The 13,059-nt window shown below is 72.8% G+C and carries 12 protein-coding genes; 11 read left to right on the forward strand and 1 reads right to left on the reverse strand.

The window, feature by feature from the left end; genetic code table 11:
• Position 1 precedes the first annotated feature (1 nt).
• The 5 genes from ACILRH_RS02355 (at position 2) to ACILRH_RS02375 (ending at position 4,761) form a co-directional block, all read left to right on the forward strand.
• Positions 2-289, forward strand: coding sequence for a hypothetical protein (locus ACILRH_RS02355; RefSeq protein WP_395690527.1), 288 nt, complete (start codon positions 2-4; stop codon positions 287-289).
• Between the two features lie 62 nt (positions 290-351).
• Positions 352-1,407: a cupin domain-containing protein gene (locus ACILRH_RS02360; RefSeq protein ID WP_395690528.1), complete on the forward strand. Its 1,056-nt coding sequence runs from the start codon at positions 352-354 to the stop codon at positions 1,405-1,407.
• On the forward strand, positions 1,404-2,315 hold the full coding sequence (locus ACILRH_RS02365) for a sucrase ferredoxin (RefSeq protein ID WP_395690529.1): 912 nt from the start codon (positions 1,404-1,406) through the stop codon (positions 2,313-2,315). Before ACILRH_RS02360 ends, ACILRH_RS02365 begins: the two co-directional genes overlap by 4 nt.
• Before the next feature lie 37 nt (positions 2,316-2,352).
• Positions 2,353-3,078 (forward strand): sulfite exporter TauE/SafE family protein, encoded by a 726-nt coding sequence (locus ACILRH_RS02370; RefSeq protein WP_395690530.1) that lies wholly within the window; start codon positions 2,353-2,355, stop codon positions 3,076-3,078.
• 309 nt (positions 3,079-3,387) lie between these two features.
• Positions 3,388-4,761 (forward strand): FAD-binding oxidoreductase, encoded by a 1,374-nt coding sequence (locus ACILRH_RS02375; protein ID WP_395690531.1) that lies wholly within the window; start codon positions 3,388-3,390, stop codon positions 4,759-4,761.
• Positions 4,762-4,919: 158 nt separating this feature from the next.
• Here the strand turns inward: ACILRH_RS02375 and ACILRH_RS02380 are convergent, their stop codons facing one another.
• Positions 4,920-5,654, reverse strand: coding sequence for an SDR family NAD(P)-dependent oxidoreductase (locus ACILRH_RS02380; protein ID WP_395690532.1), 735 nt, complete (start codon positions 5,652-5,654; stop codon positions 4,920-4,922).
• Between the two features lie 85 nt (positions 5,655-5,739).
• On the opposite strand from ACILRH_RS02380, the gene ACILRH_RS02385 reads away from it, so the two are divergent.
• The 6 genes from ACILRH_RS02385 (at position 5,740) to ACILRH_RS02410 (ending at position 13,059) form a co-directional block, all read left to right on the forward strand.
• The gene (locus ACILRH_RS02385) at positions 5,740-7,104 is read left to right on the forward strand and encodes a flavin-containing monooxygenase (RefSeq protein ID WP_395690533.1); all 1,365 of its coding nucleotides are present in this window, start codon (positions 5,740-5,742) and stop codon (positions 7,102-7,104) included.
• Entirely contained in the window at positions 7,101-7,718 is a 618-nt protein-coding gene (locus tag ACILRH_RS02390; RefSeq protein ID WP_395690534.1) for a TetR/AcrR family transcriptional regulator, read from the forward strand. The genes ACILRH_RS02385 and ACILRH_RS02390 overlap by 4 nt, the downstream gene beginning before the upstream one ends.
• On the forward strand, positions 7,715-8,623 hold the full coding sequence (locus tag ACILRH_RS02395; RefSeq protein ID WP_395690535.1) for an alpha/beta hydrolase: 909 nt from the start codon (positions 7,715-7,717) through the stop codon (positions 8,621-8,623). The genes ACILRH_RS02390 and ACILRH_RS02395 overlap by 4 nt, the downstream gene beginning before the upstream one ends.
• Before the next feature lie 139 nt (positions 8,624-8,762).
• The gene (locus tag ACILRH_RS02400; protein ID WP_395690536.1) at positions 8,763-10,139 is read left to right on the forward strand and encodes a cytochrome P450; all 1,377 of its coding nucleotides are present in this window, start codon (positions 8,763-8,765) and stop codon (positions 10,137-10,139) included.
• Positions 10,140-10,179: 40 nt separating this feature from the next.
• Positions 10,180-11,733: a DHA2 family efflux MFS transporter permease subunit gene (locus ACILRH_RS02405; protein WP_395690537.1), complete on the forward strand. Its 1,554-nt coding sequence runs from the start codon at positions 10,180-10,182 to the stop codon at positions 11,731-11,733.
• Between the two features lie 42 nt (positions 11,734-11,775).
• Positions 11,776-13,059 carry an MFS transporter gene (locus ACILRH_RS02410; RefSeq protein WP_395690538.1) on the forward strand — a complete coding sequence of 428 codons (1,284 nt, stop codon included), beginning with the start codon at positions 11,776-11,778 and terminating at the stop codon, positions 13,057-13,059.

Here is a 13,059-nt window from a genome sequence, read left to right on the forward strand (position 1 = left end):
CATGACCCCGGAAGAGCCCCTGAGCGACGACGACATGACCACGACCCCGGCGGGCGACCCCCTGGCCGGCGGCGGTGACGCCGACTCGACCGACAGCGACGGCACGGACGGCGACGGGACCGACGGCGACGCGACGGACGGTGACGGGACCGACGGCGACGGCACGGACGGCGACGGCACCGACAGCGACGGGACCGACAGCGACGGCACCGACAGCGACGGCACCGACGGTGACGCGTCCGACGGTGACGGCACCGACGGCGACGGCACGGACGGCGACGCGTCCTGACCGCACTCGACCTGCTCAGCGGTGACGCCCAGACCTTCCTCGCAAAGGTCTGGGCGTCCCGCGTGCACCTGCACCGCACCGACCCCGAGGCCCTGGTCGGCCTGCTGTCGCTCGACGACGCCGACCACCTGCTGACCTCGACCGCGATCCGCACGCCGTCGATCAGGTTGGCCCAGGACGGCAGCGTGCTGCCGGAGTCGTCGTACACCCGCGGCGCCACCCTCGCCGGCAAGCCGCTCACCGGCCTGGTCGACGCCCGCAAGGCGCTCGCGCTCTTCGCCGACGGGGCGACCGTCGTCTTCCAGGGCCTGCACCGCTACTGGCCGCCGCTGACCCGGCTGGTCGCCGACCTCGAGCTCGAGCTCGGGCACCCCTGCCAGGCCAACGCCTACCTCACGCCCCCGGGCGCGCAGGGCTTCGCGGTCCACTCCGACTCCCACGATGTCTTCGTCTTCCAGACGGCCGGCTCCAAGCAGTGGGAGGTGCACGGGCCGGACGGCGTCGAGGACGTGCTCCTCGAGCCCGGGGTGTCGATGTACCTGCCGACCGGCACGCCGCACGCCGCTCGCGCGCAGGAGATGGTGTCGCTGCACGTGACGATCGGCATCAACCAGCTCACCTGGCGCGGCCTGGTCGAGCGCTCCGTCGCGCCGCTGCTGGCCGGGGTGACCGACGTGCACCTGCCGGCGGGCTACCTCGACGACCCGGCCACGCTCGTCCCCGGCCTCGCCGACCGGCTGGCCGCGCTCGCCGACGCCGTGCGCACGCTCGAGGCCGAGGCGGCCGTCGAGCAGGAGGTACGCCGGTTCCTCACCTCGCGCCCGCCCCGGCTGCCCGGTGGGCTGCGCGACCTGCTGGGCGGTGTGCTGGGCGAGGTCGACGCGACCACGACGCTGCGGCGGCGACCCGGGCACCCGTGCGTGCTGCTCGACCGCGGTGAGCAGGTCGAGGTGCTCCTCGGCGACCGGAGCCTGACCGTCCCCGCCTGGGTCCGGCCGGCCCTCGACGAGGTCCGGGCCCGCCGCGAGCTGACGCCTGCCGACCTGCCGCTGGACGAGCAGAGCAACCTGGTGCTGTGTCGCCGGCTGGTCCGCGAGGGACTGCTGGAGCTCGCGTGAGCCCTCCGCCCGAGGCGTTCCGGTGCGCGGCCGGCAGCCTGCTGCGCGACGAGCCCGTCGCCGGCACCGCGACCCACGTGCGCACCTGGCTGCTGCTCGAGCACGTCGGTCCCTGGGGCAGCGACGCGCTGCTGGACGCGCGGCTGCCCGAAGGGCTCGGGGCCGCGCTGAAGCAGCGGGCCCGCACACTGCGGGCCAAGGTGCTGCTGGTGCGCCGGTTCGCCTCGGCCCCCGACGGCGACGGCATCCGGGTCTTCGCCGTGCACACCGACCCGGCCCGTCCCCGGGTCGAGTCCGGCGTCCTCGCCGACGAGCGCGAGGTGCTCGACCTCGACCTGGTCGGCTTCCGCGAGGGCGGCACGACCGGGCTGCCGGCGTACGACGGATCGCTCTTCTGCGTGTGCACCAACGGCCGTCACGACGCGTGCTGCGCCGTGCGCGGCCGCCCGGTGGCGAAGGCGCTCGACCGGGCCCATCCCGAGGAGACCTGGGAGGTCTCGCACATCGGCGGCGACCGGTTCGCGGGCAACATGGTGGTGCTCCCGCACGGGCTCTACTACGGGCGCCTCGACCCGGTGTCGGCGATCGCCGTCGCCGGCGCGCACCTCGCCGGCGAGCTCGACCTCGACCACCTGCGCGGCTCGTCCGCCCACCCGATGCCGGTGCAGGCGGCCGAGATCCACCTGCGCCGCGAGCTCGGCGCGACCCGCATCGGCGACGTCGCGCTGACCGGCCGGATGGTCGACGGTGACACCACGACCGCCACGTTCGCCGTGGCCGGCGGGAGCTACGAGGTCGTCGTCCGCACGAGCCGCGATCCGGCCTCCGCGACCCGGCTGACCTGCCAGGCCGGCCGGGACAACCCGGTGCCGGTCCACGAGGTGCTCGGCGTGCTCCGGCGCGATTGACCCTCGGCCCGCCCGGTCACGGGCCAGACTGCGGAGCGTGCCCGCCACCACCCTCGCCGCCGCCCTGGTGCTCGGCTTCGCGGCGGCCGTGCAGATGGCCAGCGGGTTCGGCTTCGCGCTCGTCTCGGTGCCGCTGCTCGCCCTCGTGGTCGGGCCGCACGACGCGGTCCTGCTGGCCCTGGTGATGGGCACGGGATTCAACGCGTGGCAGGCGGTCGAGGGCCGTGGGGTCGTCGACCGCGGCGTGGTGGGGAGGATCCTCGCGGGGGCCGCGTTCGGCCTCCCCCTGGGCTACCTGCTCTACCGCGCGCTGGGCCAGGACGCGCTGACGCTGGTCGTGGGCCTGCTCGTCCTGGCCGTGGTGGTGCTGCTGTGGCGCGGGTGGTCGCTGCCGGCCACCGGTCGCACGACCGACGTGGTCGCGGGGCTCTGGACCGGGGTGCTGACGACGTCGACCGCCACGAACGGCCCACCGGTCGTCACCCTGCTGACCGCGCGCGGGCTCGGCGCGGAGGCGTTCCGTGCCACGGCCACGACGGTGTTCCTGGTGCTCGACCTGCTCGCCGTCGGGCTGTTCGCCGCGACCGGCGAGCTCGGCCGGTCGGAGCTGGTGACCGCGCTGGTCGCCCTGCCGGCGGTCGTCGTCGGCGGGCTGCTCGGCCACCGGGCCCGGCACCTGCTCTCCCCGGCCGCCTTCCGCCGGCTCGTGCTGCTGCTCCTGGCCGCCACCGGGTGCGCCGCGGTGCTCGCCGCCCTCGTCTGACCGCACCCCCGGCGAGCATCGGGCCCCGCCGGCGCCGAGCAGGGACGTCATCCGACCTGGTCGCTGGGGCGGCCATCTCGGATGACGTCTGGCTGGTGTCCTGGGGAGGTCATCCGTCCTGGTCGCTGGGCGGCCACTTCGGATGACGTCTGGCTGGTGTTCTGGGGACGTCGTGCGTCTTGGTCGCCGGGGCGGCCATCTCGGATGACGTCTGGCTGGCGTCCTAGGGAGGTCATCCGTCCTGGTCGCTGGGGCAGCCACCTGGTATGACGTCCGGCGGCAGGCGCGTGGCGGGTGCAGACTGGGCGGGTGAGCGTCACCACGGACCGCCTCGAGTCGCTGGTCGCCGCGCTGCCCGACGGGGTCGTCGTCACCGACGCGGATCGGATGGAGAAGTACCGGCAGGACCGGGCGTTCGACCCGGCGGCCGAGCTGCCGCTGGCGGTCGTCCGGGCGCGCTGCACCGAGGACGTGCAGGTCGCGGTCCGGTGGGCCGCCGCGCACGGGGTCGGCCTCGTGCCGCGCGGCGCCGGCACCGGCCTGTCCGGCGGCGCCACCGCCCAGGCCGGCTGCCTGGTCGTCTCGACCGAGCGGATGACCGCGATCGAGGTCGACGTCGACACCCGCACCGCGGTCGTCGAGCCGGGGGCGCTCAACATCGCGGTCAAGCAGGCCGCGGCCGAGCACGGGCTCTGGTACCCGCCCGACCCGTCGTCGTACGAGATCTGCTCGATCGGCGGCAACGTGGCCACCAACGCCGGCGGCCTGTGCTGCGTGAAGTACGGCGTCACGACCGACTACGTCCTCGGCCTCACGGTCGTGCTCGCCGACGGGACCGCGGTCGAGCTCGGCGGGCCGCGGCTCAAGGACGTCGCGGGTCTCTCGCTCGTCAAGCTGTTCGTCGGCAGCGAGGGCACCCTCGGCATCGTGACCCGCGCGGTGCTGCGGCTGGTGCCGGCGCAGCGCGCGCCCGCCACGCTGGTCGCGACGTACGCCTCGCTGGACGACGCGGTGTCGACCGTCCTCGCCATCAGCCGCACGCTGCGACCCTCGATGGTCGAGCTGATGGACCGCGCCTCGATCAACGCCGTCGAGGACGTGACCCGGATGGGCCTGGACCGCAGCGCGGCCGCGCTGCTGCTGGTGCAGAGCGACGAGGCGCCGCCCCGCGCCGCGGCCGAGATCGAGGAGGTGGCCGCCATCTGCACGGCGAACGGCGCGACCGAGGTGGTCAGCACCGACGACCCGGACGAGGCGGCGGCGTTCGTCGCCGCGCGCCGGATGGTGATCACGGCGATGGAGCCGCGCGGCTCCCTGTTGCTCGAGGACGTGGGCGTGCCGCTGCCGCGGCTCGGCGAGCTGGTCCGCGGCATCGAGCGGATCGCCGCCGAGCACGCCGTCGAGATCGCCGTGGTGGCGCACGCCGGCGACGGCAACACGCACCCGCTGATCGTGCACGACCCGACCGACGCCGACCAGACGGCGCGGGCCCACCTCGCCTACGCGGCCGTCATGGACCTCGGCATCGCGCTCGGCGGCACCATCACCGGCGAGCACGGGGTCGGCCGGCTGAAGAAGGCGTGGCTCGCCGACCAGGTCGGACCCGACGTGCTCGACCTCAACCGCCGGGTCAAGCAGGCCCTCGACCCGCAGGGCATCCTCAACCCCGGCGCGGTGTTCTGATCGGCTCGTTCACCCTCGTCGCAGTTTCATCACGGTATGCAGATGAACCTGCACTTCCCACGGTGGGCTCGCCGTGGGAAGTGTCGATTCGCCTGCATACCTTGATGAAACCGTGACGGCCGCCCGCCCAACCCACACGCATCCGGCAAGCGCAGACCTCAGCCGAACGCCGCCAGCACGTGCTTGTTCAGGTCCGGGTAGCGCATCAGGTGCGCCCCGCCGTTGATGTCGAGCACCTCGCCGGTCACCCAGCCGGCGGTGGCGAGGTAGAGCGCGGCCTCGGCGATCTCCTCCGGCCGCCCCGACCGGCCCAGCGGCGTGTTCTCGAGGTAGTCGTCCTCGATCCCGGGGATGTCCATGGCCGGTGCCGTCAGCGGGGTCACGACCAGTCCCGGCGCGATCGCGTTCACCCGGATCCCGCGGGGCGCCAGCTCGAGCGCCGCGACCTCGGTCAGCATCGACAGGCCGGCCTTCGCGGCGCAGTACGCCGCCAGCCCGGCGCCCGGCTGGCGGGCGTTGAGCGAGGACAGCGAGATCACCGAGCCGCCCGGCCCGAGCCGCTGCCCGGCGTGCTTGATGACGACGAAGGCGCCGGTCAGGCAGACGTCCACGACCCGCCGCCACTCCTCGACCGCGAGGTCCACGACGTTGCCGAGCGTGGATACGCCGGCGCTGTTGACGACCACGTCCACCCGGCCGTGCTCGGCCACCACCCCGTCGAGCAGCGCCGCGACCGACTCCTCGTCGGTGACGTCGACCGGGACCGCACCGGTGCCCGGCAGGTCGGTGGCGAGGGTGCGCCACCCGGCGTCGGCGAACCCCGTCACGATCGCCGCCCCGATCCCCGACGCACCCCCGACGACCACCGCCACCCGATCCGATGCCTCGACCATGCTGCGCTCCCTCCGCTCGTTGACGCGTGTCAACTTAGGGCCTAGCCTCCGAAATTAGAACAGGTTCCACCACCGAGGAGGACGTGTGGCGCGACCACGGACCGCCGTCATCGGCGCCGGCATCAGCGGCCTGACGACCAGCAAGATGCTCGAGGACTACGGCGTACCGTGGACGACCTTCGAGTCCTCGGACCGGGTGGGCGGCAACTGGGCGTTCGGCAACCCCAATGGCCACAGCAGCTCCTACCAGTCGCTGCACATCGACACGTCCAAGCACCAGCTGTCGTTCCGCGACTTCCCGATGCCCGAGGACTACCCGGACTTCCCGCACCACACGCTGATCAAGCAGTACCTCGACGCGTACGCCGACGCGTTCGGCCTGCGCGAGGGGATCGAGTTCGAGAACGGCGTGGAGCACGCAGAGCGGCTGCCGGGAGGCGGCTGGGAGCTGACGACCCGGCACCGGCGTACGGGGCAGACCGAGACCCGCCGCTTCGACCTGCTCGTCGTGGCCAACGGCCACCACTGGGACCCGCGGACCGCCGACTTCCCCGGCGAGTTCACCGGCGAGACGATCCACTCCCACCACTACATCGACCCGTGGACGCCGCTGCACCTGATGGACAGGCGGATCCTGGTCGTCGGTCTCGGCAACAGCGCCGCCGACATCACCGTCGAGCTGTCGCAGCGCGCGCTGCGCAACGAGGTCACGCTGTCGACCCGCAGCAGCGCGTGGATCGTGCCGAAGCTCATCGGCGGCAAGGCCGCCGACATGAACTACCGGACCATCCCGCAGATCCCCCTGTCGTGGCAGCGCAAGGCGGCCCAGTGGGGCCAGCGGTTCACCTACTCCGACCCGACCCTCTACGGCCTGCCCGCCCCGAACCACAAGTTCTTCGAGGCGCACCCCACCCAGTCCGGCGAGCTCCCGCTGCGCCTGAAGAGCGGCGACGTTACCCCGAAGGGCGACGTCGCGCGGCTCGACGGCGAGACCGTGCACTTCGAGGACGGCACCTCTGCCGACTTCGACGTGATCATCTACGCCACCGGCTACAACCTGACCTTCCCGTTCTTCGACCCCGAGTTCCTCAGCGCCCCGGACAACCGGATCGACCTCTACAAGCGGATCATCAAGCCGGGTCTGGACGACCTGCTCTTCGTGGGCTTCGCCCAGGCCACGCCTACGCTGTTCCCGTTCGTGGAGTGCCAGGCGCGGCTCGTGGCGGCGTACGCGGTGGGGGAGTACGTGCCGCCGTCGGTCGACGAGATGCGCCGGGTCATCCGCGCCGACGACGAGCTCTACATGGGCCACATGCTCGACCGGCCGCGGCACACCCACCAGCTCGACTACTTCGTCTACGAGCACCAGATGCGCACCAAGGAGCTGCCCGCCGGGCGGCGGCGGGCGCAGGCCCAGGGTGTTCCGGTGCTGGCCGGGCGGTCCTCGTGAGCACGGGCGGCGACAGCCGGCGCGGCGCGCTGCTCGAGGCGCTCGATGACCGGCTGCGCGAGGCGAGCCTCGACGAGATCAACATCGCCGACATCTCCCGGCGCGCCGGGGTGACCCGGTCGGCGTTCTACTTCTACTTCGAGAACAAGGCGGCCGCCGTGGCGGCGCTGCACGACGAGATGTACGCCGAGGGCTTCGACGCCGCCGAGGTGCTCGGTGGCGACGGCACGGTCCGCGACCGCATCTCCTCGGCCATCCGCGCGATCGTGCAGGGCTGGGGCGAGCGGACGCATCTGCACCGCGCGGTCCTGGACGCGCGGGCCGCCAGCCCCGCGGTCCGCGACCAGTGGGACGCATTCCAGCAGTCGTACGTCGACCTGGTCGCCGAGCTGGTCGACGCCGAGCGGGCCGCGGGGTCGGCGCCGCCGGGCCCCGACGCGCGCGCCCTGGCCACCGTGCTGCTGGACCTCAACGACCGGGCGTTCGAGCGGGTCGTCCGGGCGCCGGAGGGTGCCGACCTCGACGAGCACGTGGAGGCCGTGGTCGAGGTGTGGCTGCGCAGCATCTACGGGAGCAGTGCCGGTGAGGGCCAGACCGAGGGGAGCGGGTCGTGAAGCGCGAGGACGTCACCTTCGAGTCGGGCTCGGGTGCTGACCGGGCCACCTGCCACGCCTGGCACTTCACCGGCTCGGGGGATGCGCTGTCCGGCGACGCCGGCCGCCCGGTGGCCGTGATGGCCCACGGGCTGGCCGGCACCAAGGACTCCGGGCTCGAGCCCTTCGCCGAGGCGCTGGCCGGGGCGGGCCTGGACGTGCTGGCCTTCGACTACCGCGGCTTCGGGGCGAGCGAGGGCCGGCCCCGGCAGACGGTGTCGATGGCCGGACAGCTCGAGGACTACCGGGCCGCGATGGCCGCGGCCGCCCGGCTGCCGGGCGTCGACCCGCGTCGGCTGGTCCTCTGGGGCGTGTCGCTCGCCGGTGGCCACGTGCTGGCCGCGGCCGCGGACCGAGACGACGTCGCCGCCGTCGTGTCGCTCACGCCGCTGGTCGACGGGCGGGCCGCGGGACGGCACGCGCTGGCGTACCACAAGCCCTCCGCGATGCTCCGCTCCACGGTGCTCGGCGTGCGGAGCAAGGTGGGCAGTCCCCGGATGATGCCGGTGGTGGCCCGGCCCGGCGAGCTCGGCGCGCTGACCCTCGACGGCTGCTACGAGGACTACCTGGCGATCGCCGGCCCGACCTGGCGCAACGAGGTGGACGCGGCCGTCGGGCTGGAGCTGGGCGGCCACCGTCCGGGCGCGGAGGCCGCGAAGGTGCGCGCGCCGCTGCTGGTCCAGATCGCCGATCTCGACCGCAGCGCGCCCCCGCAGGCCGCCGCGAAGGCGGCGTTCGCCGGCCGCGCCGAGGTGCGCCACTACCCCTGTGACCACTTCGACGTCTGGCCCGGCAAGGAGTGGTTCGACCCGGTCGTCCGCCACCAGCTGCTCTTCCTCACCCGCCACCTGGGTGCGGTCGGCTGAACAGCTGTAACGCGGGGTTATGGACGCTTCCGCAGCCGCATACGGCAGGTGCAGCGACCATAACCCCGCGTTACAGCGCGCGGGGGCCGACCTTATTGACACCTTTTCAATTGCGCCGAACGGACCTAGCATCGACCGCGTGACCACCGTCGACGACGTGAGCCGGCTGACCAGCGAGCGGCTGCGCCGGATGAGCCCGGGCGGCGGGCCGAAGCCGCCTCCGGTCGACCTGACCGGGCTGCCGCCGGGCCCGCGGTGGCCGGTGCTGGCGCAGACGTCGGCGCTGCTGCGGTTCCGACACTGGTTCCACCCCTACCTGATGCGCACCTACGGGGAGGCCTTCACCATCCGGCTCGCCCCCGGCGGCCGGCCGCTGGTCATCTTCACCCGGCCGGAGGTGGCCAAGGAGATCTTCGCGGGCGACCCCGAGGTGTTCCACGCCGGCAAGGCCAACGCCATCCTCGGTCCGATCATGGGCGAGCACTCGCTGCTCCTCCAGGACTCCAGCCAGCACAAGCGGGCCCGCAAGCTGCTGATGCCGGCCTTCAACGGTCACGCGCTGCGTGACTACCGGTCCCTGGTCACCGAAGTGGCGCGGGCCGAGGTCGCGACCTGGCGCCCCGGCGAGGAGTTCCGCTCGCTGGACCGGATGAACCGGCTCACCCTCGAGGTCATCCTCCGCATCGTCTTCGGCGTCACCGACGAGCGCCGGCTCGCCGAGCTGCGCCCGCGGGTCACCAGGACCGTCAACGTCAGTCCCGTCATCCTGCTCGGCTGGGCCTACCCCCAGCTGCTGCGCTACGGCCCCTGGAAGGCCACGGCCGACAACCAGCTCGAGCTCGACCGGCTGATCTACGCCGAGATCCGCGAGCGGCGTACGTCGCCGGACCTGGCCGAGCGCCCCGACGTGCTGTCCCGGCTGATCCTCGCCGGCGAGGACGACGACCGGCTCAGCGACGTCGAGCTGCGCGACCAGCTCGTCACGCTCCTGCTCGCCGGCCACGAGACCACCGCGACGGCGCTGGCCTGGGCCCTCTACGAGGTCGGCCGCGACCCCGCGCTGCTGGCGCGCTGCCGCACGGCCGCCGTCGAGGGCGACGACGAGTTCCTCGACGCCGTGCTCAAGGAGTCGATGCGCCTGCACCCGGTCATCCCGATGGTGGTGCGCACCTTGATGAAGCCCGCGACGATCGGCGGCTACCACCTGCCGGCGGGCACCACCGTCGGGCCGTCAATCATCCTGGCCCACCAGCAGGAGGCCAACCACCCGGACCCGTGGGCGTTCCGCCCGGAGCGGTTCCTCGGACAGAACCCGCCCACCAACACGTGGATCCCCTTCGGCGGGGGCGTGCGGCGTTGCATCGGCGCGGGGTTCGCCGCGATGGAGGGGGTCGCGGTGCTGCGCGAGGTGTTCGCGGCGTACGACGTCACCACGGTCGGCCCCGACGAGCCGAAGGTCCGCAACATCACGAGCGTGCCGCGGCGCGGGGCTCGAATCCGGGTGACAGCGCGCTAGCCGGGCGACCTAGGATTGCTCCTCGGTGAAGGGAGCCGTCATGTCCGCTGAGGTGCCGTCCGGCCAGCAGGTCGACCTGCCCGAGCACATCGACGCCGCGGTGCTGAAGGTCGCCGGCGTCGTTGTGCTCGGCGCCATCATGTCGATCCTCGACATCACGGTGGTCAACGTCGCGCTGCCGACGTTCCAGACCGTGTTCGGCAGCCCGGCCGACCCGCTGCCGTACTCCACCGTCGCCTGGACGGTCACCGCCTACACGCTCGCGCTGGCCACCGTGATCCCGCTGACCGGCTGGGCGGCCGACCGGTTCGGGACCAAGCGCCTCTACATGACCGCGATCGCGCTGTTCGCGCTCGGCTCGGCCCTGTGCGCCACGGCCTGGAGCATCGAGGCGCTCATCGGCTTCCGCGTCCTCCAGGGTCTCGGCGGCGGCATGCTGATGCCGCTCGGCATGACGATCATGACCAAGGCGGCCGGCCCGCACCGGATGGGCCGGCTGATGGCGATCCTCGGCGTCCCGATGCTGCTCGGCCCCATCCTCGGCCCGATCCTCGGCGGCTGGCTGCTCGAGGTCGCCAGCTGGCACTGGATCTTCCTCATCAACGTGCCGATCGGCCTCGTCGCCCTCGTCTACGCGTGGCGGGTGCTGCCGAAGGACAGCCCGCAGCCCTCGGAGTCCTTCGACTTCCTCGGCATGGCCCTGATGTCGCCGGGCCTCGCGCTGTTCCTCTACGGCGTCTCCTCGATCCCGGGTGAGGGGACGGCCACCGCGCCCAAGGTGTGGGTCCCCATGCTGATCGGCGCGCTGCTGATGGTGGCGTTCGTCTTCCACTCCTTCCGCCCCGAGCACCCGCTGCTCGACCTGCGGTTGTTCAAGAACCGCAACCTGACGGTCACCGTCATCACGATGTTCCTCTTCGGCGCGGCCTTCTTCGGCGGCCTGCTGCTCGTGCCGACCTACTTCCAGGAGGTGCGCGGCGAGTCCACGCTGCACGCGGGCCTGCTGGTGGCGCCCCAGGGCATCGGCGCGATGATCACGATGCCGATCGCCGGCTCCCAGGTCGACAAGCACCCGATCGGCCGGATCGTGCCCTTCGGCCTGGTCTTCATCCTGATCGGGATGTTCGGCCTCACCCAGATCACCGCGACCACGCCGTACTGGCTGATCATGGGCGAGCTGTTCGTCATGGGCCTCGGCATGGGCGCGACGATGATGCCGCTGTTCACCTCCGCGCTGAAGACGCTGAAGGCCCACGAGGTCGCCCGCGGCTCCACCCTGCTGAACATCAATCAGCAGATCGCCAGCTCCGTCGGCGTGGCCGTGATGTCGGTGATCCTCACCAACCAGCTCAACGCCTCCAAGCTCGCCGGGCCGGCGATGGCCTCGCTGCAGGACCCGGCGCTGGCCGACAAGCTGCCGGCGGCGGCGATCGCGAAGGGCCTCGCCGATGCCGCGGCCGCGTTCGCCCAGACCTACTGGGTCGCGTGGGTGCTGGTGCTGCTCACCCTGATCCCGGCCGCGCTGCTGCCGCGCAAGCACGAGGAGACGCACCTGCTGGACGACGAGGGGCTTCCGCCCATCGTCGTGCACTAAACCCCTTTCGCGACGCGCTCGGTCCTGGGACGATCTGCGGTCGTGATCGAGCGACTGCGTGCCCTGCGCATGGACACCACGCCGCTGCGTGCCTCCCGGGACTTCCGGCTGCTGTTCCTGGCCGGCACGGTCTTCTACTTCGGCGCGATGGTCACCTACGTCGCGGTGCCCTACCAGGTCTACACGCTGACCGGCTCCAACCTCGCGGTCGGCGCGATCGGCCTCGTGGAGCTCGCGCCCGTCCTGGTCTTCGGCCTGTACGGCGGCGCGCTCGCCGACCACGTCGACCGGCGGCGCCTGCTGGTGCTGACCGGGCTGGCGCAGGCGGCGTTCACCCTGGTCCTCGCGGTCAACGCGTTCCGCGACGACCCCGACGTGTGGGTGGTCTTCGTGCTGGCCGTCGCCCTCGCCTCCTGCTCCTCGCTGCAGCGACCGTCGCGCGAGGCGCTGCTGCCCCGCACGGTCGCGCACGACCAGCTGCCGGCGGCCAACGCGCTGTCCAGCCTCGGCATGCAGCTCGGCCTCCTCGGCGGCCCGGCCGTCGGCGGCGTCCTGGTCGCCTACGTCGGCATCGGCTGGTGCTTCCTGGTCGACGTGAGCGGGCTCGTGGTCGCGTCGGTGCTCTACCTGCTGATGCGGCGCTACCCCCACCGGGACGAGACCACCCCGCCGAGCCTGGCCGGCATCAAGGAGGGGATGTCCTACGCCTTCGGTCGACGCGACCTGCTGGGCACCTACTTCGTCGACATCGTCGCGATGATGTTCGCCGCCCCGGTCGTGCTCTTCCCGGCCCTCGCCGACCAGGTCTTCGACCAGCCCCAGCTGCTGGGCATGCTCTACACGGCCGAGGTGGTCGGCGCGCTCGTGGCGACCGGCCTGAGCGGCTGGACCGCCCGCGTTCACCACCACGGGCGGGCGATCGTGCTCGCGGCCGCGGCGTACGGCGCGATGATCGCGGTGGCCGGCCTGATGCCGAACATCTGGCTGGTCGCGCTGTTCCTCGCCCTCGCCGGCGCGGCCGACATGATCTCCGGCGTCTTCCGCTCCACGGTGTGGAGCCAGACCATCCCCGAGGCGATGCGCGGCCGGCTCGCCGGGATCGAGATGCTCTCCTACTCGATCGGCCCGCTCGCGGGTCAGGTCCGCGCCGGCCTCACCGCCGACCTGTGGGGCGTGCGCGCGGCCATCACCTCCGGTGGCCTGGCCTGCGTCGCCGGCGTCGGCATCACCGCCGGGATCCTCCGCGACTTCTGGTCCTACGACGCCCGCACCGACGTGCACGCCGTCGCCGAGCGCGAGGTGCGCAGGGCCGCCGGGGAGGCGTGA

It is taken from the genome of Nocardioides sp., assembly GCF_044226765.1.
In the GTDB taxonomy this organism is placed as follows: Bacteria; Actinomycetota; Actinomycetes; order Propionibacteriales; family Nocardioidaceae; genus Nocardioides.

Excerpts from the sequence above, each read along its gene's own strand:
- ACILRH_RS02355 (WP_395690527.1), top strand. The coding sequence starts at position 2 with ATGACCCCGGAAGAGCCCCTGAGCGACGACGACATGACCACGACCCCG.
- ACILRH_RS02380 (WP_395690532.1), bottom strand. The coding sequence starts at position 5,654 with ATGGTCGAGGCATCGGATCGGGTGGCGGTGGTCGTCGGGGGTGCGTCG.
- ACILRH_RS02405 (WP_395690537.1), top strand. The coding sequence starts at position 10,180 with ATGTCCGCTGAGGTGCCGTCCGGCCAGCAGGTCGACCTGCCCGAGCAC.